Annotated in this window: 23 protein-coding genes, 2 tRNA genes and 1 pseudogene; 13 read left to right on the top strand and 13 right to left on the bottom strand. The window is 62.8% G+C overall.

What is annotated here, in order from left to right:
• Positions 1-38: 38 nt before the first annotated feature.
• Positions 39-734, bottom strand: coding sequence for an HAD family hydrolase (locus tag BC360_RS12470; protein ID WP_065782403.1), 696 nt, complete (start codon positions 732-734; stop codon positions 39-41).
• A 179-nt stretch (positions 735-913) separates the two neighbouring features.
• Between BC360_RS12470 and BC360_RS12465 the strand changes: the two genes are divergently transcribed.
• Positions 914-1582: a GntR family transcriptional regulator gene (locus BC360_RS12465; RefSeq protein ID WP_065782401.1), complete on the top strand. Its 669-nt coding sequence runs from the start codon at positions 914-916 to the stop codon at positions 1580-1582.
• An 88-nt stretch (positions 1583-1670) separates the two neighbouring features.
• Here BC360_RS12465 and BC360_RS12460 read toward each other — a convergent pair whose 3' ends face one another.
• Positions 1671-2351 (bottom strand): ArsR/SmtB family transcription factor, encoded by a 681-nt coding sequence (locus tag BC360_RS12460; protein WP_065795390.1) that lies wholly within the window; start codon positions 2349-2351, stop codon positions 1671-1673.
• A gap of 80 nt (positions 2352-2431) precedes the next feature.
• Here BC360_RS12460 and BC360_RS12455 point away from each other — a divergent pair, with 80 nt between their 5' ends.
• The 3 genes from BC360_RS12455 to BC360_RS12445 all read left to right on the top strand — a co-directional run bounded on the left by BC360_RS12455 (position 2432) and on the right by BC360_RS12445 (position 4372).
• Positions 2432-2752 carry an NIPSNAP family protein gene (locus BC360_RS12455; protein ID WP_065795586.1) on the top strand — a complete coding sequence of 107 codons (321 nt, stop codon included), beginning with the start codon at positions 2432-2434 and terminating at the stop codon, positions 2750-2752.
• Between the two features lie 4 nt (positions 2753-2756).
• Positions 2757-3104: an antibiotic biosynthesis monooxygenase family protein gene (locus BC360_RS12450; protein ID WP_065782398.1), complete on the top strand. Its 348-nt coding sequence runs from the start codon at positions 2757-2759 to the stop codon at positions 3102-3104.
• Between the two features lie 137 nt (positions 3105-3241).
• Complete coding sequence (locus tag BC360_RS12445) at positions 3242-4372, top strand: site-specific DNA-methyltransferase (RefSeq protein WP_065782396.1); 1131 nt, start codon at positions 3242-3244, stop codon at positions 4370-4372.
• 124 nt (positions 4373-4496) lie between these two features.
• Here the strand turns inward: BC360_RS12445 and BC360_RS12440 are convergent, their stop codons facing one another.
• From BC360_RS12440 to mutY, 3 genes are read right to left on the bottom strand one after another with little or no spacing between them, the layout of a single operon-like run.
• Positions 4497-4856: a nuclear transport factor 2 family protein gene (locus BC360_RS12440; RefSeq protein ID WP_065782394.1), complete on the bottom strand. Its 360-nt coding sequence runs from the start codon at positions 4854-4856 to the stop codon at positions 4497-4499.
• Between the two features lie 12 nt (positions 4857-4868).
• On the bottom strand, positions 4869-5486 hold the full coding sequence (locus BC360_RS12435; protein WP_065782392.1) for an HAD family hydrolase: 618 nt from the start codon (positions 5484-5486) through the stop codon (positions 4869-4871).
• Positions 5487-5509: 23 nt separating this feature from the next.
• A complete protein-coding gene (mutY, locus tag BC360_RS12430) occupies positions 5510-6598 on the bottom strand; it encodes an A/G-specific adenine glycosylase (protein WP_065795389.1) in 1089 nt (362 codons plus the stop codon).
• 93 nt (positions 6599-6691) lie between these two features.
• Between mutY and BC360_RS12425 the strand changes: the two genes are divergently transcribed.
• The 3 genes from BC360_RS12425 (at position 6692) to smc (ending at position 11837) form a co-directional block, all read left to right on the top strand.
• Positions 6692-7198, top strand: a complete 507-nt coding sequence (locus BC360_RS12425; RefSeq protein ID WP_065782389.1) for a DUF721 domain-containing protein — start codon at positions 6692-6694, stop codon at positions 7196-7198.
• Positions 7199-7421: 223 nt separating this feature from the next.
• Positions 7422-8273 (top strand): DsbA family protein, encoded by an 852-nt coding sequence (locus BC360_RS12420; RefSeq protein WP_083222528.1) that lies wholly within the window; start codon positions 7422-7424, stop codon positions 8271-8273.
• A gap of 102 nt (positions 8274-8375) precedes the next feature.
• Positions 8376-11837 carry a chromosome segregation protein SMC gene (gene smc, locus BC360_RS12415; RefSeq protein WP_065795388.1) on the top strand — a complete coding sequence of 1154 codons (3462 nt, stop codon included), beginning with the start codon at positions 8376-8378 and terminating at the stop codon, positions 11835-11837.
• Between the two features lie 29 nt (positions 11838-11866).
• On the opposite strand, the gene BC360_RS12410 is transcribed toward smc, so the two are convergent.
• On the bottom strand, positions 11867-12916 hold the full coding sequence (locus tag BC360_RS12410; RefSeq protein ID WP_065795584.1) for a helix-turn-helix domain-containing protein: 1050 nt from the start codon (positions 12914-12916) through the stop codon (positions 11867-11869).
• A gap of 170 nt (positions 12917-13086) precedes the next feature.
• Here BC360_RS12410 and BC360_RS12405 point away from each other — a divergent pair, with 170 nt between their 5' ends.
• Positions 13087-13797, top strand: a complete 711-nt coding sequence (locus BC360_RS12405) for a hypothetical protein (RefSeq protein WP_083222527.1) — start codon at positions 13087-13089, stop codon at positions 13795-13797.
• Between the two features lie 140 nt (positions 13798-13937).
• Positions 13938-16604 carry a pyruvate, phosphate dikinase gene (gene ppdK / locus BC360_RS12400; RefSeq protein WP_065795387.1) on the top strand — a complete coding sequence of 889 codons (2667 nt, stop codon included), beginning with the start codon at positions 13938-13940 and terminating at the stop codon, positions 16602-16604.
• 281 nt (positions 16605-16885) lie between these two features.
• Here ppdK and BC360_RS12395 read toward each other — a convergent pair whose 3' ends face one another.
• Together BC360_RS12395 and BC360_RS12390 are read right to left on the bottom strand one after the other, a co-directional pair.
• The gene (locus tag BC360_RS12395; protein ID WP_053250681.1) at positions 16886-17167 is read right to left on the bottom strand and encodes a hypothetical protein; all 282 of its coding nucleotides are present in this window, start codon (positions 17165-17167) and stop codon (positions 16886-16888) included.
• A 358-nt stretch (positions 17168-17525) separates the two neighbouring features.
• Positions 17526-17915 carry a hypothetical protein gene (locus BC360_RS12390; protein WP_065782382.1) on the bottom strand — a complete coding sequence of 130 codons (390 nt, stop codon included), beginning with the start codon at positions 17913-17915 and terminating at the stop codon, positions 17526-17528.
• Between the two features lie 260 nt (positions 17916-18175).
• On the opposite strand from BC360_RS12390, the gene BC360_RS12385 reads away from it, so the two are divergent.
• On the top strand, positions 18176-19084 hold the full coding sequence (locus BC360_RS12385) for a DUF1499 domain-containing protein (protein WP_065795386.1): 909 nt from the start codon (positions 18176-18178) through the stop codon (positions 19082-19084).
• A 21-nt stretch (positions 19085-19105) separates the two neighbouring features.
• On the opposite strand, the gene BC360_RS12380 is transcribed toward BC360_RS12385, so the two are convergent.
• From BC360_RS12380 to BC360_RS12370, 3 genes are read right to left on the bottom strand one after another with little or no spacing between them, the layout of a single operon-like run.
• A complete protein-coding gene (locus BC360_RS12380) occupies positions 19106-19558 on the bottom strand; it encodes a thiol-disulfide oxidoreductase DCC family protein (protein WP_065795385.1) in 453 nt (150 codons plus the stop codon).
• A 2-nt stretch (positions 19559-19560) separates the two neighbouring features.
• Positions 19561-20484 (bottom strand): MBL fold metallo-hydrolase, encoded by a 924-nt coding sequence (locus tag BC360_RS12375; RefSeq protein ID WP_065782377.1) that lies wholly within the window; start codon positions 20482-20484, stop codon positions 19561-19563.
• A gap of 17 nt (positions 20485-20501) precedes the next feature.
• Positions 20502-20798, bottom strand: coding sequence for a cupin domain-containing protein (locus BC360_RS12370; RefSeq protein ID WP_065782375.1), 297 nt, complete (start codon positions 20796-20798; stop codon positions 20502-20504).
• 213 nt (positions 20799-21011) lie between these two features.
• Between BC360_RS12370 and BC360_RS12365 the strand changes: the two genes are divergently transcribed.
• A tRNA-Gln gene (locus BC360_RS12365) sits at positions 21012-21086 on the top strand.
• Between the two features lie 312 nt (positions 21087-21398).
• Here the strand turns inward: BC360_RS12365 and BC360_RS12360 are convergent.
• On the bottom strand, positions 21399-21833 hold the full coding sequence (locus tag BC360_RS12360) for a hypothetical protein (protein ID WP_065782373.1): 435 nt from the start codon (positions 21831-21833) through the stop codon (positions 21399-21401).
• 470 nt (positions 21834-22303) lie between these two features.
• Here BC360_RS12360 and BC360_RS12355 point away from each other — a divergent pair.
• Positions 22304-22380, top strand: a tRNA-Pro gene (locus BC360_RS12355).
• Between the two features lie 210 nt (positions 22381-22590).
• A pseudogene (locus tag BC360_RS12350) lies at positions 22591-22896 on the top strand (hypothetical protein); the annotation flags it as partial.
• A gap of 277 nt (positions 22897-23173) precedes the next feature.
• On the opposite strand, the gene BC360_RS12345 reads toward BC360_RS12350, so the two are convergent.
• Complete coding sequence (locus BC360_RS12345; RefSeq protein ID WP_065782435.1) at positions 23174-23353, bottom strand: hypothetical protein; 180 nt, start codon at positions 23351-23353, stop codon at positions 23174-23176.
• Positions 23354-24078: the final 725 nt, after the last annotated feature.

Genomic DNA, 24078 nt, shown 5'->3' with positions numbered 1-24078 from the left:
AAGGGGTCTGCAGGCGGCTTGAGCCCGGCTTTCCCGGATCAGGCCGTCATCGATTCCGACCACTCGGAAAGAGCGGCGATCACGCCCGGCAGCGCCGACATGCGCGAAATCACCGTTTCGGCACCCGCGTCGGTCAGCTGGTCGGCATGCGAGGGATGGGTGTGCGAGCCGCCGGTAAAGCCGACGACGCGCATGCCGGCCGCGCGCGCGCCATGGATGCCGTGCACGGAATCCTCGATGACCAGGACGCGAGAAGGGGCGACGCCCATCTGCTTGGCGCCGTGCAGGAAGATATCCGGCTTCGGCTTGACGCGGTCCGCTCCAAGGTCGCGGGCCGAATAGATATGGCGGCCGAAGTGGTCCTTGATACCGACCTTGCCGAGCATCATGGCAAGCCGCGCCGAGGTCGAGTTGGAGCAGATGCAGTGCGGCAGCGTCAGCTGCGCCAGCATCGGCTTGACGCCCTCGATGATTTTGAGGTCGCGCGCAAGGCGCTCGTCGAGGATCGTGTCGACCTTGCTGATGAGCGAGGCCGAAAGCGGGATGCTCGCTTCCTTTTCGATCTGCAGCAGCGTGTTCTGCCAGGTCATGCCGGCAAAGCGTTCGGCCATCTCCTCGACGCTGATCGGGTAGCCGGCTTCGGTCAGCAGAGCCGCCTCGACTTCCGAGGCGATGATCTCCGAATCGACGAGAACGCCGTCGCAATCGAAAATGATGAGGTCGATATCGTTCATTTGGGTCAGTTCCCTGGGAGAAGGAGGCGCCGCAGGCAGGGGGAGGGTCTCTTTCGCGGCGCGTGCTTTTGTACGCCGAAGGTTTATACGATGGCGGCCGAAATCTCAACCTTTGGAAATCGTCGAAAGGCCGTCGCCGCTTGCTCGACAGGCCCTGCCAGCACCTCTATCTGTAGCGGATGGACAAGCAACGGGACGATACCATCGCAAGCCGCATCAGCCGGGCACTGGCCGAGAGGATCATCTCGGGTGTGCTGACGCCGGGCGAGCGCTTGCGTCAGGATCACATTGCCGAGGAGTTCGGCGCCAGCCATGTGCCAGTGCGCGAGGCGTTCAGGCTCTTGGAGGCCCAGGGGCTCGCCGTTAGCGAACCGCGTCGCGGCGTCCGCGTTGCAGCGTTCGACCTCAAGGAAGTGCGCGAGGTTGCCGAGATGCGCGCGGTTCTCGAGGTGCTGGCGCTCCGTCATGCGATCCCGCATCTGACCGCTGCCATCCTCGATCGCGCCGAAGCGGCAACGGTCGCCGCGGACACGTCGCGTGACGTTCGCTCCTGGGAGGCTGCCAATCGCGCTTTCCACCGGCTGATCCTTGAGCCCTGCGCCATGCCGCGGCTGCTGGCCTCGATCGACGACCTGCATGCGGCCAGCGCCCGTTTTCTGTTTTCAGCCTGGCGGACCAGCTGGGAAGCCCGCACTGACCACGACCATCGTGCGATCCTGACTGCCCTGCGGGAAGGGCGAGGCGACGAGGCGGCAAAAATCCTCGAGCGCCATGTTGGCTGGATCGGCAAGACGCCAGTCAAGACCGCTGCCGGCGAGACGCGAGAGGCGTTTTCCATCGTCGGATAGGCGTTTGAACGCAGCTGCCGGCCTCTGCGGCCGCATTGCGCATAGCGGTTTTAGGGATGTCCTCGTGCGTGCAGGCCCCGACCCGTGTTCACTGCGGGAAGAGGTCTGAAAAGGCCTTCTCGCCGCTATCGGTGAAGCGGATGGCGCGGCTGTTGTTCTCGCGTTTTGCCCAGCCCTTGTCGAGGAAAAGCGTCAGCAGCGCCTCGCCGAGCGAGCCGGCGAGATGCGAGCGGCGCTCGCTCCAGTCGAGGCAGGTTCGGCAGATCGGCCGGCGGGATTTCTTGAGCGATGCGTAGTCTATGCCGAGTGCCTCGATGCGGATCTGGCCCGCATCGGTCAAGGCGAGATCGTCGCCCGCAACCTCGATCTGTTTTGCCGCGATCAGGCTGTCGAGCATGCGCACGCCATAGTCGCCAGCCAGGTGGTTGTAGCAGACGCGGGCCTTGCGCAGCGCCGGATCCTTGGGCCCGGGTCGATGCCGGTTCATGCCGCGGCTGGCGGCAAACCCCATGAGGTTTTCCAGCATCAGGCCGACCTCGTCTTCGGCCAGCTGGTAATAGCGGTGACGGCCCTGCTTGCGCTGGGTCAGCAGGCCGCCGGCCTCAAGCTTGGAAAGATGCGAACTCGCCGTCTGCAGCGTGATGCCGGCATGGGTGGCAAGCTCCGTCGGCGTCAGCGCGCGTCCGGCCATCAGTGCGGTCAGCATGTTGGCGCGGGCCGGATCGCCGATCAGCGAACCGATGAGTGCGATGTCTGGACCTTCTTTCATACTTCGATGGTAGTCGAAGCATTGAAGACCGGCAAGCGGGCATAGTGGGTTCATCGAAAGACACAAACGAGGAGCCGAAGATGATCACCTGCTTCATCCGCTATGAAATCGACCCCTTCAAGAAGGAGGAGTTCGCCGCCTATTCCCGCAACTGGGGCGAGGCGATCCCGCGCTGTGGCGCCGATCTCATCGGTTACTTCGGGCCGCACGAAGGTTCGGCGACGACGGCCTACGGCGTCTACAATATCGACAGCCTTGCCGCCTACGAGGCGTATCGTGCCCGGCTTGCCGCCGACCCCTTGGGCAAGGAAAACTATGCGTTCGCGCGCAGGGAACGGTTTATCCTGAAGGAGGACCGCATCTTCCTGAAAAACGTTTCGTCGCCGGCTGGAAGGGAATGAGCTCATGATCGCCGTTATTTTCGAAGTGCTGCCGGCCGAAGGCCGCCGCGACACCTATTTGGGTATTGCCGCCGACCTGCGTCCGCTGCTCGACGGCATCGACGGGTTCATTTCGATCGAGCGTTTTCAAAGCCTCGCCGATCCGAACAAGGTCCTGTCACTGTCGTTCTGGCGCGATGAGGCTGCCGTTAAGGAGTGGCGCAACGGCGCCGAGCACCGCGCCGCCCAGGATGCCGGTCGCCACGGCGTCTTTGCCGACTACCGGCTGCGCATCGCGTCGGTCGTGCGCGACTATGGCTTGAACGAGCGGCATCAGGCGCCGGTCGACAGCCGCGCTTTTCACGAGGCTTGACGGCCATCGGCAGGCGAACCGATTGGCGCTGCATCGTTAATACGAAATTTTCCTGATGGCCTTCAGGCTTTGGTAACCATCTTCGGTAACCATAAGCTCCATAGTCCGCCCCGAGTAAGCGTATTTGCGAGTTGTCCATGTCTTCAGTTGTTTCGCTTGCCGAAGTCTCCCGTTCCGCCCGTCCGCTGGGCTGGCTCGATTCCATCATCAAGGGTGACTGCGTCGCAGCGCTCAATGCGCTTCCCGACAATTCGGTCGATGTCGTTTTCGCCGATCCGCCCTACAACCTGCAGCTTGGCGGCATGCTGACCCGCCCCGACCAGTCGGTTGTCGACGCCGTCGATGACGAGTGGGACCAGTTCGCTTCCTTCGAAGCCTATGACGCCTTCACTCGCGCCTGGCTGCTGGCCTGCCGCCGCGTGCTGAAGCCGACCGGAACGCTCTGGGTCATCGGCTCCTACCACAACATCTTCCGCGTCGGCGCGATCCTGCAGGACCTGCATTTCTGGATCCTCAACGACATCATCTGGCGCAAGACCAACCCGATGCCGAACTTCAAGGGCCGCCGGTTCCAGAACGCCCATGAAACGCTGATCTGGGCGACGCCGAACGCCAACGCCAAGGGTTACACCTTCAACTACGATGCGATGAAGGCGGCCAATGACGACGTGCAGATGCGCTCCGATTGGCTGTTCCCGATCTGCTCGGGTCACGAGCGCCTGAAGGGCGACGACGGCAAGAAGGTGCACCCGACGCAGAAGCCGGAAGCGCTGCTTGCCCGAATCATGATGGCATCGACGAAGCCAGGCGACGTCATCCTCGACCCCTTCTTCGGCTCCGGCACCACCGGCGCCGTTGCCAAGCGCCTCGGCCGTCACTTCGTCGGCATCGAGCGCGAACAGGATTATATCGACGCGGCATCGGCGCGCATTGACGCCGTCGAGCCGCTCGGCAAGGCCATGCTGTCGGTCATGACCGGCAAGAAGGCCGAACCGCGTGTGGCATTCAATGCACTGATCGAAAGCGGATTGATCAAGCCCGGCACCGTCTTGACCGACGCCAGGCGACGTCACAGCGCGATCGTGCGCGCCGACGGCACGCTTGCCTGCGGTGGCGAGGCCGGCTCCATTCATCGCCTGGGCGCCAAGGTCCAGGGTCTCGATGCCTGCAACGGATGGACATTCTGGCACTTCGAAGAAGGGAACACCCTGAAGCCCATCGACGAACTCAGAACCGTCATTCGAAATGACCTGGCAAAACTGAACTGATCAACCAGTTCCGCCAGGTCCTTCGAAAAGCGCTCTGCCCGGTTTTTGTGCCTTCAGTCCCGGAAGGAGAGCTTTAAACGCCCGGAACCCGCAAGGCTTCCGGGCGTTTGTATTTCCGGAATTGTCAATCGTCGTCAAAAACCTCGATCGCGACGATCCGTCCTTCCGCGTCGAAATGAAGAAATTCGACACCCGATCGTTTGAGCCGCTGGCCGGTCTTTGCATTCGTTGCCACCAGGTGCCACTTGGCTCGCGCCGAAGACGGCGAAAGCGTTTCGATCAAGCTGTCTTCGGCCACCTGGTCCGGATAAATCAGAAAATAGTCGCGAAAGGCGGAGACGATTGCGGCCCGTCCGGCAAGTACGCCGACGCCATTTGAGATATAGCGTGCATCCTCGGAGAAGGCGTCGGTTATCGCCGGGAAGTCGAGCGCGTTGATCGCGGCATGGTAGCGCGCGGTCAGCGCTGAGGGATCGCCGGGCATTGCGGCACCCGATCAACGCTGGATGCCATAGGCGGCGAGATCGGCCTTCAGCTTTTCCGGGTCGGTGAAATGCACCGCGTGCCAGCCGGCCAGGCGTGCGCCCTCGACATTGGGCATGCTGTCATCGATGAACAGTGTTGCCGGTGGATCGAGGTCGAATGTGCGGGCGTGGGTCTCGTAGATCGCGACATCCGGCTTGATCAGGCCGACATCGCCCGACACGGTGACGCCGCGCGGCAGGGTCAGGAACGGATAGAGCTGCTGCGCCTCGCGGAACGTATCGGAAGCGAAGTTGGTCAGCATCGTCACGTCGCGGCCCTCGGCAATCAGGTTTTCCATCAAAGAAACCGTTTCGACATAGGCGTGCGGCACCATCTCATGCCAATGTTTGCGGAAGGCGCGGATATGCTCTTCCCGTTCAGGATGATCCTTGATCAGCAGAGCCTCGGCTTCTTCCCAGGAGCGGCCACGGTCCTGCTCGATATTCCAGTCGTGGGTGCAGACATTGGCGAAGAACCATTGCCGCTCCGCTTCGTCGGGAATGATGCGGCTGAAGGGCAGGTTCGGGTCGTAGTGGATCAGCACCCTGCCGATGTCGAAGACGATGTGGCGGATTTCGATGCTGCTCATGAACTGTTCCTCGTTCGATACTCTCAGCGCTCGCCTTTGAAGGCATCCGGTATCGCCCGGGCGATCGCTTTTTTCATAACCGTCGGCAACGCTTGCGCTTTCAGCGAAGAGACCGGTTCCCACCAGCCGTCGTTTCCAGTCTCGGCGCGCGCGACATTGGCCCGGTAGACCGACAGGCGCAACTCGAAATGCGTAAACACATGGGTAATGGTGCCGCAGTCTTCCCAGGCGGCTGCAAAGGGCTGCGACTCCACCGAAGTCTCGCCGTCGTGCCGTGCCGTCCACGCGGTGCCAGGCACTTCGGTCATGCCGCCGAGAAGGCCGGTTTCGCCGCGCTTGCGCAGATAGACGGTGTCGCGGGCATCGATCGCCACGAAGGCGGCGCCGAGCCTCAGCGGCTTGTCCTTCTTCTTCGCCTTGCGCGGAAAGGTCTCGGGATCGGCGACGGAAAGCGCCAGACAGTGCGGCCGGAACGGACAGAGCGAGCAGGCGGGGCGCTTCGGCGTGCAGATCGTCGCGCCGAGATCCATCATCGCTTGGGCGAAATCGCCGGGCCTGTCGGCGGGCGTCAAGGCCGCGACGAGCCCGCGCATTTCCGGCTTGGCCGCCGGCAGCGGCGTTTCGATGGCATAGAGCCGTGAGATCACCCGCTCGACATTGCCGTCAAGCACAGCACTTTGGCGGTTGAAGGCGATGGCGGCGACGGCCGCTGCGGTATAGTCGCCGATGCCGGGCAGGGCCTTCAGCCCTTCCTCCGTGTCGGGGAAGCGGCCGCCATGATCGCGCGCCACCGCCTCGGCGCATTTCTTCAGATTGCGCGCCCTTGCGTAGTAGCCGAGCCCGGCCCAGGCCTTCATCACGTCCTCGTTGTCGGCGACGGCGAGATCTTCGACCGCTGGCCACAACGTCAGGAACTTCTCGAAATAGGCCTTCACCGCCTGCACGGTCGTCTGCTGCAGCATGACCTCCGACATCCAGATATGGTACGGATTGGCGACCACACCCTGACGCGCCATCGACGGTGAAACCCGCCACGGAAGTTCGCGGTGGTGCCGGTCGTACCATTCAAGAAGAAGCGGGGCGGCCTTCGCCGCCGTGATCGTATTTGCCATGATTTGCCGGAGGTTCCTTTTCCGGCTTATACTTGGCGAAGGCGAGCCGGCGCATCAAGGCTCAATCGACATTGCATACAGAAAGTCGCGTTCGTGAGTGAACAGAAGTCCCGCAGGGGTGTGATCCAGATCGCCGAGGTCGCCAACGGCCTGATTGATCCGGTGCTCGCCAAGCGCGCCGGCATCAACACCATGCTGCTCGGCTCCTGGGACGAGATCGCCGGCGCTGATTTCGCCGACTGCACCCGGCCGGAAAAGATCGCCTGGCCGCGCCGTGCCTCCGAAATTGCCGGCGAGGGCGGTCATCAACCCGGCGTCCTCACCGTTGCCTGCGAAGGCGCGCGTGCACTGTTTCTCACTCACGCCCAGGGCGAGCTGATCCAGCGCATCAACGGCTTCTTCGGCTTTTACGCGATCGGCCAACTGCGGATCGTGCAAAAGCCGGTATCGCCGCCGCCCAGACGCAATCGCACGCCACGCCCGCTTTCCGGCGAACCGGCCCGCCGGCTCGAAACCATGGTCGAGGGTATCGAGAGCGAAGAACTGAAGGCGGCGCTGCGGCGGCTCGGGACCGCGGTCATGTCGCCACGCCGGCGCTGAAGCGCGTCGCGATCTTTCAGGTCCGCTTGCCGCACTTTACGCTCCTGTTTTTGTGCATGTCGTTATCGCAAAGCCGCTGCACACCTTTGCGCGACATGCATCAGGCAGCACCATCAGCCGGTCACAATTCTTTGAATTCTGTTGAAACGCTTCCCCTTGCCGCCCTGCGCGCGGCAAGATATCGAATCCGCACTGCAATTCCCTCCGAACACGGGTAAAATTCATGTCCGCTTCCGCACTGAACCTTTCGAAACGCCTGCTCAGCGGTGTTGCCATCGCGACCGTCGCTCTTGTGCTTGCCGCCTGCAGCGACGAGAAGAAGGAGCAGGCTTCGGCGAGCCCGACCGAAACCACGGAAACGGCCGCCAAAGCCGATGCTAAGCCTGCCGACGCCAAGCCGGCGGACGCGACGACGACCGCTTCGACGACGGCTGCTCCGACAACGACCACGGAAGCCAAGCCCGCCGGCACCGAAGTTGCCCAGTCGACTGCCGCTCCGGCAAAGGTCGAGCTGCCGAGCTCGGAAGGCTCCGTCGACATGGCCAAGCTGCTCGAACCCGGCGCGTTGCCGGAAATGGCGATCGGCGATGCCAACGCCCCGGTAACGATCGTCGAATACATGTCGATGACCTGCCCGCATTGCGCCGCCTTCCACAACAACACTTTCGAAGCAATCAAGACGAAGTACATCGACAGCGGCAAGGTTCGTTTCGTCCTGCGCGAATTCCCGTTCGATCCGCGCGCCGCTGCCGCCTTCATGCTGGCGCGTTGCGCCCCCGAGGGCCAGTATTTCCCGATGATCTCGATGCTGTTCAAGCAGCAGCAGCAGTGGGCTGCCGCGCCGAATGGTCGCGATGCATTGCTGCAGATGTCCAAACTTGCCGGTTTTACACAGGAGACCTTCGAGTCCTGCTTGACGAACCAAAAACTTCTGGATGATGTGAACGCAGTTATGCAGAGGGGCGCAAAGGACTTTGGCGTGCAATCGACGCCGACCTTCTTCGTCAATGGAGAGCACTATTCTGGGGATATGTCGGTTGACGTTATGTCGGCCCTCATCGACAGCAAGCTCTGATCCTTCGCTTTTCCTGAAAACGGGCGACGGCAGCAGCCGTGCGCCCGTTTTTTATGCTCGGCGGTTGGGTGAAGAGGGGCGTTCTGCGCCAGCGTCCGCCGCATGAAGTTCAACAGGCTTCGTCTGCTCGGCTTCAAATCCTTCGTCGAACCCAGCGAATTCATCATCGAGCGCGGTCTGACCGGCATCGTCGGCCCGAACGGTTGCGGCAAGTCGAACCTTGTCGAGGCACTACGCTGGGTGATGGGGGAAAACTCCTACAAGAACATGCGCGCGTCCGGCATGGATGACGTGATCTTCTCGGGGTCCGGCAATCGCCCGGCGCGCAACACCGCCGAAGTCGGCCTCTATCTCGACAACAGCGATCGCACGGCGCCTGCCGCCTTCAATGACAGCGACGAAATCCAGGTAACGCGCCGCATCGAGCGCGAGCAGGGCTCGGTCTACAGGATCAACGGCAAGGAAGCGCGCGCCAAGGATGTGCAGCTGCTGTTTGCCGACGCATCCACCGGCGCCCGCTCGCCGTCGATGGTCGGTCAGGGCCGCATCGGCGAACTGATTGCGGCAAAGCCGCAGGCCCGACGCCAGCTTCTTGAAGAGGCGGCCGGCATTTCCGGCCTGCATTCGCGCCGGCACGAGGCGGAGCTGCGGCTGAAGGCGGCTGAAACCAACCTTGAGCGTCTGGACGACGTCACCTCTCAGCTCGAAAGCCAGATCGAGAGCCTGAAACGGCAAGCGCGCCAGGCCAATCGCTTCAAGATGCTGTCTGCCGATATCCGCAAGCATGAGGCGATCCTGTTCCACATCCGCTGGGTTCAGGCCAAGGAAGCCGAAGCCGAGGCGACCAGCCAGCTCAACCAGGTGACGGCACTCGTCGCCGAAAAGGCACAGGCCCAGATGCAGGCCGCCAAGGATCAGGCGATTTCCAGCCTGAAACTGCCGGAGCTGCGCGAGAACGAGGCGAAACTGGCCGCCGCATTGCAGCGCCTGCAGATCGCCCGGTCGCAGCTTGAGGAAGATGCCGGCCGCATCCTGCGCCGCCGCGACGAGCTGCAGCGCCGCCTGGCGCAACTGGCCGAGGATATCGCCCGCGAAGAGCGGCTGGTTGCCGACAACGCCGGCTTTCTCGCCCGTCTCGACGAAGAAGACGAGGAACTGCGCGAGCTGCTCGCCGAGGCTGACGATCGGGCAAGTGAAGCCCGGGAACGGCTCGAAGAAGCGAACGAAAAGCTTGTCGTGAGCGAGACCGATCTGGGCCGACTGACCGCCGAGCGCGCCGAGGCGCAGGCCGGTCGCAACCAGCTGGAGCGCGCGCTGCGCGATCTCTCGGAGCGACAGGCACGACTTGCCCGCCAGCTTTCCGATCAGGCCCGCGATCTTGACGAACTTGACTGGCAGATGGCGACGCTGCCCGACCCGCACGAAAAGCAGGGCCAGGTGGAAGTGGCCGAGGCCGCACTCGACGAGGCCGAGGCGAATGTCGCTGACATCGAGGAAGCCCTTGCCGAGACCCGCCGCGCCGAGGCTGACGCCCGCCCGCCGGTCGATCGGGCACGGGCCGTCCTGAACGGCATCGAGACCGAGGCGCGCACGATCCGTCGCATGCTCGAAGCCGCCGGCGGCGGCGCCTATCCGGCTGTTGTCGAAGAGATGAAGGTCGATCGCGGCTTCGAGACGGCGCTGGGAGCAGCGCTTGGCGATGATCTCGATTCGCCGCTCGATAGCGCGGCCCCAGCCCACTGGCGCACACCGGGCGACCATTCCGGCGATGCCGCCTTGCCGCAAGGCGCGCGCTCGCTGATCGATCATGTTCGCGCGCCACAGGCGCTAACGCGTGCCTTGAGCCAGATCGGCATCGTCGACGGCGAGGCGGAGGCCGAGCGGCTGATGCCGCTGTTGAAACCCGGCCAAAGCCTGGTGACGAAGCAGGGCTCCGTTTGGCGCTGGGACGGGCATGTCACTGGTTCCGAAGCGCCAAGTGCTGCAGCATTGAGGCTGGCCCAGAAAAACCGTCTTGCCGAACTCGACGCGGAGGCGGACGACGCCGGCGAGGCGCTCCGCCGTGCCGAGGCCGATCTTGCCGCAGCCGGATCGCGTATCCGTGCCGAGGACGAGCGGTTGAGGCTTGCGCGCGATACCCAGCGCATGATCACACGCCAGCTCGGCGAAGCCCGCGATGCGCTGGCGGCGGCCGAGCGCGCATCCGGCGATCTCTCGCGCCGCCGTGCGGTTGTTGCTGAAACCAAGAGCCAGCTCGAAAGCCAGCTCGAAGAGGTTGCCGAGCAGATCGAGACGGCCAACGACGCTCTTGCCGACGCGCCCGATCTCTCAGAACTCGAGCTGAAACTGCGCGCGCAAACGGCAGATGTCGCGGCCGACCGCGCTGCGGTTGCCGAAAGGCGTGCGGCCCATGACGGACTTGCGCGTGAGAACGAGGCGCGCCAGCGGCGGATCACGGCGATATCAGGCGAGCGCCAGACCTGGAAGGCTCGGGCGGCCAGCGCCGAGGAGCATATCGCCACCCTCAGGGATCGCGAGGCGGAAGCGCGCGATGAGGTGGAAGAACTGATGGACGCGCCCGACGAGTTCGAGGACAAGCGGCGCGCGCTGATGAACGAATTGCAGAAGGCCGAGGCTTCGCGCCGCGAGGCCGCCGATATCCTGGCCGAGGCCGAGGGCCGCCAGCGCGAGGCCGACCGCATGGCCGCAACCGCGCTTTCTGAACTGGCGGAATCGCGCGAAAAGCGCGGTCGCGCCGAGGAACGGCTGGTGTCGAGCCGCGAGCGCCGCGTCGAGATCGAGGCCCGCATCCACGAAGCGCTTTCCTGCGCCCCGCATGAGGTGATGCGGCTGACCGGGCTTGCCGTTGACGAGGCGCTGCCGGACATGCGCAATGTCGAACGCGAACTGGAGCGGCTGAAGATCGAGCGCGAGCGTCTTGGCGCCGTCAACCTTCGGGCCGAAGAGGAACAGAAGGAGCTCTCCGAGCGGCTGGCGCTCCTGTTGAAGGAGCGGGACGACGTCATCGAAGCGATCCGCAAATTGCGCAGCGCCATCCAGAACCTCAACCGCGAGGGTCGCGAGCGGCTGATCGTCGCCTTCGACGTGGTCAACGCCCAGTTCCAGCGCCTCTTCACCCATCTCTTCGGCGGCGGCACGGCCGAGCTGCAACTGATCGAGAGCGACGACCCGCTTGAAGCGGGACTTGAAATCCTCGCTCGCCCGCCAGGCAAGAAGCCACAGACCATGACGTTGCTGTCGGGCGGCGAACAGGCGCTGACGGCGATGGCGCTGATCTTTGCCGTCTTCCTGACCAATCCGGCGCCGATCTGCGTTCTCGACGAAGTCGATGCACCACTCGACGACCACAATGTCGAGCGCTATTGCAACCTGATGGACGAGATGGCGGCTTCGACCGAGACCCGCTTCGTCATCATCACCCACAATCCTATCACCATGGCTCGCATGAACCGCCTGTTCGGCGTCACCATGGCGGAGCAGGGTGTGTCCCAGCTCGTTTCGGTCGACCTGCAGACGGCAGAGCGGTTGAGGGAAGTGGTCTAACGCATATCGCGCAAAAGTGTGGCTGCGCTCTATGCCGCTTCCCGAAGATCGGGAATGCGCTGTTGCTCGCGCCAGGAGGAAGGGCTCTTGCCGGTGACGCGCAGGAACTCGCGGTTGAAGTTCGATTTGGTCAGGAAACCAGCCTCGAAAGCGATCTGCGTGATCGCCTCGTCGGTCGTCAGAAGCAGCCGGCAGGCTTCCTCCACCCGGTAGTTGTTGACGTATTGCGAGACGCTGATGCCGTGGATCCGGTTTATGGCGTTGGAAATCCGCCGTGCCGGCACGCCGAGCTTGCGGGCGATCCGCGAGAGATTGAGTTCGAGATCCTTGTAGAGTGCCTTCTTGCGCATCAGTTCCTGGACTGCGTTGACGACTTCGGCATCTTCTTCCGTTGCGGCGCGCTCTTGCGGCGAAGGTGTCGTCTCCTGGCGTTCGCAGTCGGTGGATGTGTCGAAGCTTGCGATCGACGCCGCGGTGCCGAGTATGAGCAGAGCGAGCACGTTGCCGGCCGCCACGATCGCGCCGGAATAGGCGCCACCATTGCGCATCTGGTCGAAGCCGATGGCGACGTCGCTGAGGGCTGACGCAACGAGCGCCCATCCCGTGATCTGCAGCGAGCGGTATGATCGAAGCACGCCGTCGAGGCGCGATGTGACCAGTCCATTCGGTCCCAGCCGCGCAAGCCAGAGCAAGGCAATGCCGTAGCCGAAAAAGAACAGGATGATTGCGGTGCCGACCGCATCGCGCCAGGCAAACATCATAATGCCGATGATAAGCGCGGGCAGGAGGTGCCAGGCGATCGGCCCCAGGCGTGGCTGGCTGTCGCTTGCCAGGCTGCTGAAACATACCCACGCCAAGGCCGCGTTGAAGGTCGCAAGCATCGCCTGTGCCGGCAGAATGGCGCGAAAATCGTAGCCCCACCGGATGCCGATCAGCACGGATTGCAGCGCATAGGCACACACGAGCAGCAGGAACAGGCGCTGCTCGAATGTCATGGTCTCGTCTCGTTGCGAGAGCATGCGGACGATCACGATGAGCAGCAGCAGGGAAACGACGAAGGGTAGTGGCACGAACAGCATGAGCGGATGGATTCTTCGGAGGGGACGGTGGAGACGACAGATCCAGGCGATGATGCCCTTGATCGCGTTCACGGTCGACCCAAAACGCGATCAAGGTCGCCGCTACGTTCGATGTCGGGCGAGCTATTCCGGTCCGGCGATGGTGCCGGATCGAACGAATGGAGCGTTACATGTTGATCGCACTGCCAGCAATGGTCCTTGCCCCCATCCTTCTCGTCGCCACGACGCGCAATGCCGAGACATCGGCGACCGAGATCGATATCGCCGGCGTCACGGCAGTTGTCGCGAAGGGGGAGGCAAGTGCAATCGAACTCACCAGCAATGAGGCTTTGCCCTACAGGGCCTCTGCCCGCAGCCGCCGTTCCGGTTGGTTTGCACCCTTCTATTCCAGCTGGTTCTATAGCGACTGCGTATCGGACAGCCGGATGCGCGTCGAAGGTTCCACCCTTTACATCGATGTGGCGGCGCCGTCCTGGCCAGAACTGGAGGACTGCAAGGTCGAGCTTCACGCCAACCTGAAAAAAGGCGCAACGGTCTCGATCGAGCAACCGGCATTCCAGGCGAGGCTTGACGGTGAATTTTCGGCGGTTGCCCTCAAGGGCAAGGCGGCAGACGTTTCGATCGAGGGCCATGTCGGACAGGCCAGGCTCGATGTAGACGCCCTGCGGGCGCGGCTGATCTATGAAAAGACGCAGCAATCCGAGACCGTGGAGATCTCCGGAAAGGTGCTCGACATTCATCTTGGCTTCGATACGGCAAGTTTCATCGATTATCAGGTGGCGGCCACGGCCTCCTGGGTCGACAGTTCGCGAACGGCGATCCCCGGTGCCAAACCACAAGTTCGCATCAACGGAGAGATGGTGCGTGCCACGATCCGCTGAGCCTCGCCTTCCACCCACGGTGCGCGCGACAGTTGCGAAAAAATGATGCGCTGCAGCATAAAACTTCGGCGGGTGCATTTCCAGGCCGAAGCATATACTGTAAATCGTCATAAAAGACTGTTTCTGGGTGGAGAGCAGGCATGAGGAAATGGGTTTATACCTTCGGTGGGGGCAAGGCCGAAGGGCGTGCGGGTGATCGTGACCGGCTGGGCGGCAAGGGTGCGAACCTTGCCGAAATGTGCAGTCTCGGTCTGCCGGTGCCGCCGGGACTGACCATCATCACCGATGCCTGCAACAGCTATTTCGACAATGGCCGTGAAATACCCGAGGGCCTGCACGATCAGGTCCGCGACGGCATTCGCCGGATGGAGGAGGTCACCGGCCGGATCTTCGGCGACATCAAGCGCCCGCTGCTACTTTCCGTGCGCTCCGGTGCCCGTGCCTCGATGCCCGGCATGATGGACACGGTCTTGAACCTCGGCCTCAACGACCAGTCGGTGCATGCGCTCGGCCACGACGCCGGCGATGCGCGCTTTGCCTGGGATAGCTACCGCCGTTTCATCCAGATGTATGGCGACGTCGTCATGGGCGTCGACCATGATGTGTTCGAGGAGATCCTGGAAGACGAGAAGGCCCGCCTCGGCCACGAGCAGGATACCGAGCTCTCCGCGGTCGAATGGCAGCATGTCATCAGCCGCTACAAGGAAGCGATCGAGGAAGCGCTCGGCGAGCCGTTTCCGCAGGATCCGGAAATTCAGCTCTGGGGTGCCATCGGCGCCGTCTTCTCCAGCTGGATGAACCCGCGCGCCATCACCTACCGCCATCTGCACAGCATCCCGGCGGGCTGGGGCACGGCGGTCAACGTCCAGGCGATGGTCTTCGGCAATCTCGGCAATTCGTCAGCGACCGGCGTCGCGTTTACCCGCAACCCGTCGACAGGAGAAAACGAGCTTTACGGCGAGTTCCTCGTCAATGCGCAGGGCGAGGATGTCGTTGCCGGCATCCGCACGCCGCAAAACATCACCGAGGCCGCCCGTATTGCGTCCGGCTCCGACAAGCCGTCGCTCGAAAAGTTGATGCCGGAGGCCTTCGCCGAATTCCGCGCGATCTGCGACAAGCTCGAGCACCACTATCGCGACATGCAGGATCTCGAATTCACCATCGAGCGCGGCACCCTCTGGATGCTGCAGACACGCTCGGGCAAGCGCACGGCCAAGGCCGCTCTGAGGATAGCCGTCGACATGGCGGAGGAGGGACTGGTCTCGAAGGACGAGGCGGTCGCCCGCATCGATCCGGCTTCGCTCGACCAGTTGCTGCACCCGACGATCGATCCGCATGCGCGCCGCGATATCATCGGTTCCGGCCTGCCGGCTTCGCCGGGAGCTGCGACCGGCGAGATCGTGTTCACCTCGGAAGAAGCCGTTCAGGCAGACAAGGAAGGCCGCAAGGTCATTCTCGTGCGCATCGAGACCAGTCCGGAAGACATCCACGGCATGCACGCCGCCGAAGGCATCCTCACCACGCGCGGCGGTATGACCAGCCACGCCGCGGTGGTGGCGCGCGGCATGGGCACCCCTTGTGTCTCCGGTGCCGGCAGCATCCGCGTCGATCTGCGCAACGAGTTGCTGATCACCCCCAGCGTGACCCTGAAGAAGGGCGATATCATCACGATCGACGGCTCATCCGGCCAGGTGCTGAAAGGTGCAATCGCCATGCTTCAGCCGGAACTGTCGGGCGACTTTGGAAAGATCATGGCCTGGGCGGACGCCAGCCGCCGCATGACCGTGCGCACCAACGCCGAAACGCCGGCCGATGCGCGTGCCGCCCGCTCCTTCGGTGCCGAGGGCATCGGCCTTTGCCGTACCGAGCACATGTTCTTCGAGGACGGCCGGATCAATGTCATGCGCGAGATGATCCTGGCGGAAGACGAGGCAGGCCGACGGTTGGCGCTTGCCAAGCTGCTGCCGATGCAGCGCTCGGACTTCGTAGAACTCTTCTCCATCATGCACGGGCTGCCGGTGACGATCCGCCTGCTCGACCCGCCGCTGCACGAATTCCTGCCGAAGACCGACGAGGAGATCGCCGACGTTGCCGGCGTCTTGTCGCTCGATCCGTCAGCCCTGCGTCAGCGCGTCGACCAGTTGCACGAGTTCAACCCGATGCTCGGCCACCGCGGCTGCCGATTGGCGATCTCCTATCCGGAGATCGCCGAGATGCAGGCCCGCGCCATCTTCGAGGCGGCGGTCGAAGCCGCGCGCGAAACCGGTGCTCCTGTCGTGCCTGAAATCATGGTGCCGCTCGTCGGCCTGCGCGCCGAACTCGACTACGTCAAGGAGCGCATCGATGCGGTGGCAAAGGCGGTAATCGGCGAAGCCGGCATCGAAATCGACTATCTCGTCGGTACGATGATCGAGCTGCCGCGCGCTGCCCTGCGCGCCCATGTGATCGCCGAAGCTGCCGACTTCTTCTCGTTTGGTACCAACGATCTGACGCAGACGACGTTCGGCATTTCGCGGGACGACGCCTCGCAGTTTCTGGCGACGTACCAGCAGAGGGGCATCATCGAGCAGGACCCCTTCGTCTCGCTCGACTTCGATGGCGTCGGCGAACTGATCCAGATTGCTGCGGAGCGTGGGCGTCGGACCAAGAACGGACTGAAGCTCGGCATCTGCGGCGAGCATGGCGGCGATCCGGCCTCGATCCGCTTCTGCGAAGAAACAGGTCTCGACTATGTCTCCTGTTCGCCCTTCCGCGTGCCGATCGCCCGGCTGGCCGCCGCGCAGGCGGCGATCAACGGCAAGGCGTGAGGCGTCATCGACGCCCCTTACAAGGTCAACGCCCGGGAGCGCGGTGCCCCGGGCGTTGGTATACAGTTTCAGACTTAGAGCGCGTCGCGATCTCTACAGCGCCGCGCGTCTTATCAGACGCGCAAAGGTCGCTGTAGCACTTTGAATTACTGCATGTTTTTATCCTTAAATCGAATACGATTTAAGGAAACATGCAGTAGGATTCGCTTACTGCGCTTTAAGCTCTCATTTTTGCGTGTGTCGTTATCGCAAAACCGCTGCGCACATTTGCGCGACATGCTTCAGTTTGCCTGCACGATAACCGGGCGCGCAATCACGACCGGGCGGTTCCAGCCCCACATCATCGTATCATTGTCGTAGCGGAAGCTGCGCGCCTCGGCGCGGCGGTCGAGTTCGATGCGTTGCAGGCAAGTGGCGAACGCATCGGTGCCTCGGCGGAAGCCGTAGGAGGCGCAGGTGTTGCCGTCGGCGGCGCGCCGCTCTTCCGGCGTCATCGTCTGGCAGGCCGCAAGCAGCAGCCCGACGGCGGCAAGGGTCAGCAGTTTGGTTTTCATCGTATTCATGCCTCCTGAGCGGATGCAGATCGGCTCGGCGAAAGATCGTCTTTGCTTGTGCTCGAAACTCGTCCTTGTCAGGAGGTCGGGCACACCGCGTCGCTCAGGTCTTTGCCGCCGCCTGCAGGACAGAGCTCTGCCGCATGAAGGGCTGTCGTGTCCACCCTGATTTTTTCGGGTATCGCCGGGAAGACCGGCGTGGCGAATCGTGCAATCGCCGGTCGAGGTCTGGGCGCAGCCACAAGCCGAATTCCGGGCCTCGGGCAGGGGCGCACCACACGGATTTTGCATTCACGATTCAATCGCATGGAGGCATGATGGGCCTGCCGGCAGCCAGCAGTCAATCCGTTTCCGCACGCCCCGATAATCACATGCGCTCGAGCACGCCTACAAAGGATTCGGCAAAGCTTTTCAGGTCCTGGGTACTCTCGCCCGGGTGCTCGAGCCGGATCGTCGAGCCTTCTTCCTCAAGGCAAACGAACAGGATTGGCGCGGCGTCGCCTTCGGTCTCGCCGAGGCGAAGGACGGCGATGCTCAGGCAGTCCTCGATCAAGCCGGAAGCCGGCAAGGCAAAGAGAAATTCGCCGCCAACATTGTCGGCCATCGTTCGGATGAAGGCGGTGAAATCGTCCTTGCTTCCGGAGAAGCTGTCGAGGGAGAGCTCCAGCTCAAGCAGTGCCATCGGTATGCCGGCGTCAGCCGGTGGGGGCGGTGCGGCGTGGGTGGCGGTTGCCACGGCTGCTTGCGATGCGACCATGATGTCTCTCCGTCTTGCCGTGCTGGATCCGTTCCCAGGCGTCGGCCATTGCCTCCGGTTGATGATCCACCGCGGTCTTTGCCGCCGTGCGGGCATATTCCTGATGTCTGATAGGTGGTTAACGAGAATGGCGATTTTGCGGCAAGGCTTGCCTTGCGTTCAACCCATGTCTCCAGCCGCACCCTATTGCCTGTTTTCACGGCCCCGGCCATGGTCTAAGAATGCAGGTCTGTTTCGATGCAGGGGATTGATTCCGTTACATGATAGTCCGGTACGAGCGCCCCTATTCCTATGCCGCCCATTGGGCGCGCCGCTTTGCCCGCATCGCCTTTGCGATCTTCGCACTGTCCCTGCTTGCGCACCGGTTCGGCCCGTTGACGACGCCGCATTTCCTTGGACTGGTCGGGCTTTCCGGTGCCTTTGCGCTGCTCGGCGTCCTGCTTGCCGTGGTGGGGCTCGCTCGACTTTGGCAGGTTGCTGCGATCGGCGGCATCGCCTCCGCCTCGGCCCTTGTCTATGCCGCGCCGCCGCTCGGTTTCATCGGTTTCGGTGTCGCGCAGTATCTGACCCGACCGGTGATCTACGATGTCAGCACCGACACGGTGACGCCGCCGCCGTGGCTGAAAGTTCCGCAGACGGAAGAGAGCTGGCTGAAGCGCAATCCGGCGGTGACGCCCGAGGATCGCGAAGCGCAGATCGTTGCCTATCCCGGCCTGACCGGGCGCCGTTACGACGGCGCGCTCGACCGCGTGTTCCAGGGGGTGCGCAATGTTGTCGAGAAGACGCGCGTCGGCATCACGCAGGAACTCGGCGTTGAAAATACGCGCGCCGATCTCGAGGATCTGGCGGTCCGGCCGAATGCCGGGGCGGATGCCGCCACCGAGCCGGAGAATATACCCGTGCCGGAATCCCGGCCGGAAATGGCGCTCGAGGGAGCAATCCCTGGGCGGCGTTCCAGCGATGTCGTGCTTCAGGGAGAGTGGCGCACGCTGATTGCCGGTTTTCGTTTCGATGTGCTGATCCGTCTGCGCGAAGAAGCGGAAACGACTTTCGTCGACCTGCGTGTCGCGTCTCGCTACGGTCGGCACGATCTCGGTATCGGCGCCGCCTTCGCCGATCAGTTTCTGCGGGCGCTCGATGCGGAGCTGCTCGGCATCGCGGGCGATTGATCGAGCAAGGCGCCGTGCGTCTCAGGCGATGAAGCGCCCGCGTTCTTCCGCGGTCGGCACCATGCAGGTCTGGCGGCGTCCGGCGATGCGATAGCGGTTTTTCGCGACGAGATCGTAGAGCGGGTCGCGAAGGGCTGCAGGCAGGATGCGGCAGATATTCACCAGCGACCATGGCAGGCCTAACCCTGCAAGCGTGCGGATCGATCCGTCCGACTTGAAACGCGCAATGCCGTTCTCGATCAGGATGTTGCTTTCATAGTTGTCCGTATCGAGGCCGTAATGCCTGTAGAGCGCCCGGCCGAGCGGCGACTGCGCCGTCAGGTAGCGATAGCGCGCCTGCCGGTCATGCTGCAGCATGAAACGCACCCAGCCCGAGCAGAAGATGCATTCGCCGTCAAAGACGATCACCGGGCGGTCGTCGGGAAAGTGCGGCACCGTCGGGTCGTCGCGGTAGCTGTGGGCTCGCTGCCGCATGTTCAGCCGGCTCCTCCCGGCGCCAGGCGATAGTCGCCGAAAAGGGAAGGCGGCCCATCGGTCTCAACGCGCCCCTGTTCGAGCAGGTCCTCAAGATGCGCGAGCACGGAGAGGGCCGCCGCGCCATGCAGCCGGATGTCGGTCGAGGCATAGATCACCTTGACCATGTCGGGGATCTTGCTGTCGCCGGCCCGGACGCGTTCGAGCACGGCGCGCTCCCGCATGCGGCGATGAGCGCGCAGCCCCCGGAGAAACGATGCCGGCTCGATGACAGGCCCGCCATGACCGGGCAGATACAGCCGGTCGTCGCGCGTTAGCAGCTTCTCCAGCGAGGCCATGTAGTCCGCCATGGCGCCATCCGGCGGAGCGACGATCGTCGTCGCCCAGGCCATGACGTGATCGGCGGAAAACACGGTGCCGGTGCCATCGAGCGCAAACGCCATATGGTTGGCGGTGTGGCCGGGGGTGGCAAGCCCCGTCAGCGCCCAGCCGTCACCTTCGATCCGCCCGCCATCGGCAAGAACGATGTCGGGCGAAAATTCCATATCGGAACTCTCGGCGAAGGGGTTGATCTCGCCTTCATGCAAAGGTCTGGCGGCGCGGTGTGGCCCTTCGCCGACGATCGGTGCCCCAGTCGCGGCCTTCAGCCGCCGCGCCAGTGGCGAGTGATCGCGGTGGGTGTGGCTGACGGCGATGTGGGTTACCTCCCGGCCTTTGAGCGCCGCCATCAACGCCTGAAAATGCGCTTCATCGTCCGGGCCTGGATCGATCACCGCCACCGAGCGATTGCCGACGATGTAGCTGTTGGTGCCGTGAAAGGTGAAAGGGCCGGGATTGTTGACCGTGATGCGCTGAACGCCGTCGGCAACCGTCACGGCCTCGCCATACGCCGGCTTGAAATCGAGGTCGAAGTCGGGGCTTTGCATGCGTCTTTTCCTGGCCTTCACTTGTATTCGATCTCGATGAACGACATCGGCCGGCTGCCGGCATTGACGACATTGTGCGCCATGCCGGCCTCGCGCCGGTAGGCCGCCCCCTTGGCGATGTCCACCCGCCGGCTGCCGCCTTCTTCCTCCAGCAGGAACTGGCAATCGGTCATCGGCACGACCACATAGCCGAGGCCATGGACATGATGGCCGGTATCGGCGCCGGGCTCGAAGTCCCATCGGGTAATGCGCACCACCGCATCGTCAACAAGAATGCTGGGCACTGCGGGCGGACGGGCACGAAACTGGCTCATGGGGGTCTCCATTCGCGCCGGAGAATAGGAGGTGACAGTCGCGAAGGGAAGGGCGGCGTGGTGCCAGGCACCGGCGTTTGGCCGGGGGCAAAGCGAATGCGGGTGAACAAACCCGGCAAAACCGCTCAAACCGCAAACTTAATCATTGTGACGCGGCACGAGCTTTGCTAATCAGGCGCTCGATTTGGCGAGATTATTTCCCGCCAGCTCCGTTGGGGCGTAGCCAAGCGGTAAGGCAGCGGTTTTTGGTACCGCCATCCCCTGGTTCGAATCCAGGCGCCCCAGCCACATTTTTCCCTTCGGAAACTTTCTGTCTCCTGTCTCGTCTCGGAATACCCCGTCGGGACTTGCCCGTAACGATGGATGTCGGCGCTATCCGCGCATGATCTGGGCCCCTGGTGCTTGTTGAAGTTCTCGGGGCAGGTAGCCGCCAGTTGGCGTCAGTATCGATCAATCGGGCCACGAGCTTTTTGGGCCGTCTCCATCCGCGCGCGGGCTGCTGTGGCGGACGCCGCTCGCTTCGCGTCTGGCCGGCGCGCAAACGAAGACCCCGCCAATTGATATTGGCGGGGTCTGGAGTGTCTCGCGATGCGCCGGTTGTCAGCTTGCCTGTGCTGCCGGCTTCTCCGCCTTGGCGCTGCCGAGGAATTCTTCGCACCAGCTCGGGCCGTTGGCGCGCTTGTGGTCGCCGACCAGGCGGATCGAGCGGATGACGTAGTCGGAAGAGACGGTCAGCTGCACCGAGCAGCTCAGATATTCCGTGCGGGCCGGGGAGATACGCTTGCCGCGCTTGCCGTCCTTGCCGGTTTCGTATTGGGCCGCAACCTTGCGGGTTTTGTAGCCGCCCTTCCAGTTGTAGACGGTGGAGCTGCCGCTTTCGACGTCGGAAAGCGGGGGACCATACTGGGCGAAGAAGCCGCCGGCCGGCTGGCCGAGCCAACGCGATTCAACCGCGTTTCTGGAAATCGCCGTCGTCGTGGTGCAGCCTGCGAGCGCAAGCGCGAGGCCTGCCACCGTCATCATGCGGAAGTTCATGTTTTCGTCCCTTTGGCTCTCGTTCTGAAATAGGCGTGGCGCGCCGGCCCCAATCCCCTGGGTTTGCGCGCTTTCCGTTGAGCCTCTAGCGCCAAAAGCCGGCAAAGAAAATCCGCCGTCTGCATTCTGTTTCAGGAAAATGCGAAGCGTTGCAGAAAGTCCCTATTTGGCCCGGCAAGCTCACCGCAACGTGATCCGTTGGGGCGGATTTCGATCTGATCAGCCGCCGCTACGGGCATGGGAAACCGTTCCACATATCGATGCGAATCGTTCTGTCGAGGGACGGCCGTTGGCAACGGCGTCGACGAGGCTGGTTGCTTGTGCTGCCGACAACTGTGCAGGCGAGGGAGCCGGCCCCGATTCCTGCCTTGGTTTTCCACTGCTCCAGTTTTTTTGGCGAGGCCGAGAAGTTTTTCGCAATAGGCGCTTGTGCAATCCAAAAGCCTGTTCTATAGAGGCGCCGCTGGTCACGGAGTGTAGCGCAGTCTGGTAGCGCACCACGTTCGGGACGTGGGGGTCGGAGGTTCGAATCCTCTCACTCCGACCAGCTAAATCAATCCCTTAATTCATATTCTGTTCGGCCCGTATCTTGATGCGGACCGATTGCGGACGTTTTCAGCGCACGCAGGCCGTGCTTTGTAAAAAGCCCGTCTCTCACGCCGATAGGCTTGCTCCAGATTCGGGACAGGCCGCCGATCGCTCTCTGGTTCAACGTCTTCTTCAAGTCCCATAGTGGTCGTCCAATTCCCTCCAGCGCGCCATCAGCTACAAGACCTGGCAGGAATTCGCCATGCTGAAACCTGAAACCGCGTTGCAGCGACTTGCCCAGGGCGTTGCCGCCGAAGGGTTCTCGGGCATCAAGGTCAACAAGTCGCTCGGCACAGTTGACGCATTTCAGGAAACGACGGGTTCGGGCCGGATCCAGACGTTGCGCGTCGTCGCCCGCGAGCGCGGCTCCAGCACGCGCGTCGATGCCATCTTTGATATCCAGGCCGGGCAAATGACCTCCAAGGACATCGTGCGCGACGGTCTCTGCAACATCATCCGCTCGGCGACGGAATAGTCGTCAGGCAGTATCGCTGGCTGCCCGATTGCGAAATGGTCCTCAAATTCATTCGAGATGGTGGAGGCAGAATTGCACGGTGGACGGCTCGCTGCCGTCGTGCAACCTGATGGGGCGGCAAGCGAAGGGCCCCGGTCAGCGCGGCTATTGCATAATTCCTTAAATCGGAATCGATTCAAGGATAAATTATGCAGCAAGTTTAAAGCGTTACAGCGTCCTTAGCGCGTCACGTTTGACGCGCGGCGCTGTATGTGGCCGCCTCGACCGGCCGGCATTCTCAGCCCTGTTTTTCCAGAGCCTTCAGGAAGGATTGGCCGATTGCCTGCGCCTGCAGCATCGAGGAAAAGTTTCCCTGTGCCGGGTGTGTGACGCCGCGATACTTGACGACAAAGCACCATTTGCCGTTCAGTCGTTTCTCGACGGTCACGGTCGTTTCCGGTTTTTTGTCCGTGGTCATCTTCGTCTCCCTGAGATGCTGCGCGTCGTCGCGTGAGAACTGCCTGATATCCGCATGATGCGGCTGATGTCCATATGCATCTGGTTTGTGATGGCTTGACCGGCACAAGTTCGGGACATCCGGCCGCTTTTTGGGCATGTCGATGCGGCAGGCCAAGGCGCCGAGCCGGCGTCAGTACGCGCTGATCGAGAATTGTACAGTAGATGGCAGGAGAGGGCTCGCAAGGGCCCTTTCTTGTTGCCTAATGCATAATTCCTTAAATCGGAATCGATTTAAGGACAAAAATATCCAGCAATTCAAAGTGTTACAGCGACCTTGGCGCGTCTTAAAGACGCGCGGCGCTGTAGCCGGAGCCTGGGCGGATTTATGGTCAGGCGGACTGTCCCAGACGTTCGGAAACGATGAAACAGCCCTATCGATCATCATGATCGACGCGCCAACTTACAAATACGTCCGCGAATTTGAAGGCACGTATTTCGCGACCACCGATCAAGGTGAAGCAATTTCGGGAGGCGTCCCATTTCGGGACAATCCCGCTTTCGTCATCGCGAGGACTGCGATCTCCCGATCGTTATCGCGGCGGCGGAAGCCTTGGGTGAGGGGCAGTCTCCATCCCTGCATCCGAAGCGCTCGCCGTGCCGGCGTCTGATCCCTGCGGATGCAGATCGACAAATTCAAGCCGCGCGTTCGGGGTATCGAGGCTGTAGCCGGTGACGCGACGGCGG

Origin of the sequence: Ensifer sp. LC163, from assembly GCF_001695855.1 — a bacterium.
Taxonomy (GTDB): domain Bacteria; phylum Pseudomonadota; class Alphaproteobacteria; order Rhizobiales; family Rhizobiaceae; genus Ensifer.
Note: the sequence above shows the minus strand (reverse complement) of the source record. Positions and strands in the feature narration are given on the sequence as shown.

Coding starts and splice junctions, on each gene's coding strand:
- BC360_RS12445 (WP_065782396.1), top strand. CDS start 3,242: ATGTCTTCAGTTGTTTCGCTTGCCGAAGTCTCCCGTTCCGCCCGTCCG.
- BC360_RS12435 (WP_065782392.1), bottom strand. CDS start 5,486: ATGAGCAGCATCGAAATCCGCCACATCGTCTTCGACATCGGCAGGGTG.
- BC360_RS12420 (WP_083222528.1), top strand. CDS start 7,422: ATGTCCGCTTCCGCACTGAACCTTTCGAAACGCCTGCTCAGCGGTGTT.
- BC360_RS12440 (WP_065782394.1), bottom strand. CDS start 4,856: ATGCCCGGCGATCCCTCAGCGCTGACCGCGCGCTACCATGCCGCGATC.
- BC360_RS12345 (WP_065782435.1), bottom strand. CDS start 23,353: ATGACCACGGACAAAAAACCGGAAACGACCGTGACCGTCGAGAAACGA.
- BC360_RS12395 (WP_053250681.1), bottom strand. CDS start 17,167: ATGAATACGATGAAAACCAAACTGCTGACCCTTGCCGCCGTCGGGCTG.
- mutY (WP_065795389.1), bottom strand. CDS start 6,598: ATGGCAAATACGATCACGGCGGCGAAGGCCGCCCCGCTTCTTCTTGAA.
- BC360_RS12390 (WP_065782382.1), bottom strand. CDS start 17,915: ATGGTCGCATCGCAAGCAGCCGTGGCAACCGCCACCCACGCCGCACCG.
- BC360_RS12455 (WP_065795586.1), top strand. CDS start 2,432: ATGATCACCTGCTTCATCCGCTATGAAATCGACCCCTTCAAGAAGGAG.
- BC360_RS12465 (WP_065782401.1), top strand. CDS start 914: ATGGACAAGCAACGGGACGATACCATCGCAAGCCGCATCAGCCGGGCA.
- BC360_RS12405 (WP_083222527.1), top strand. CDS start 13,087: ATGTTGATCGCACTGCCAGCAATGGTCCTTGCCCCCATCCTTCTCGTC.
- BC360_RS12375 (WP_065782377.1), bottom strand. CDS start 20,484: ATGCAAAGCCCCGACTTCGACCTCGATTTCAAGCCGGCGTATGGCGAG.
- BC360_RS12450 (WP_065782398.1), top strand. CDS start 2,757: ATGATCGCCGTTATTTTCGAAGTGCTGCCGGCCGAAGGCCGCCGCGAC.
- BC360_RS12380 (WP_065795385.1), bottom strand. CDS start 19,558: ATGCGGCAGCGAGCCCACAGCTACCGCGACGACCCGACGGTGCCGCAC.
- smc (WP_065795388.1), top strand. CDS start 8,376: ATGAAGTTCAACAGGCTTCGTCTGCTCGGCTTCAAATCCTTCGTCGAA.
- BC360_RS12385 (WP_065795386.1), top strand. CDS start 18,176: ATGATAGTCCGGTACGAGCGCCCCTATTCCTATGCCGCCCATTGGGCG.
- BC360_RS12410 (WP_065795584.1), bottom strand. CDS start 12,916: ATGCTGTTCGTGCCACTACCCTTCGTCGTTTCCCTGCTGCTGCTCATC.
- BC360_RS12460 (WP_065795390.1), bottom strand. CDS start 2,351: ATGAAAGAAGGTCCAGACATCGCACTCATCGGTTCGCTGATCGGCGAT.
- BC360_RS12360 (WP_065782373.1), bottom strand. CDS start 21,833: ATGAACTTCCGCATGATGACGGTGGCAGGCCTCGCGCTTGCGCTCGCA.
- ppdK (WP_065795387.1), top strand. CDS start 13,938: ATGAGGAAATGGGTTTATACCTTCGGTGGGGGCAAGGCCGAAGGGCGT.
- BC360_RS12470 (WP_065782403.1), bottom strand. CDS start 734: ATGAACGATATCGACCTCATCATTTTCGATTGCGACGGCGTTCTCGTC.
- BC360_RS12370 (WP_065782375.1), bottom strand. CDS start 20,798: ATGAGCCAGTTTCGTGCCCGTCCGCCCGCAGTGCCCAGCATTCTTGTT.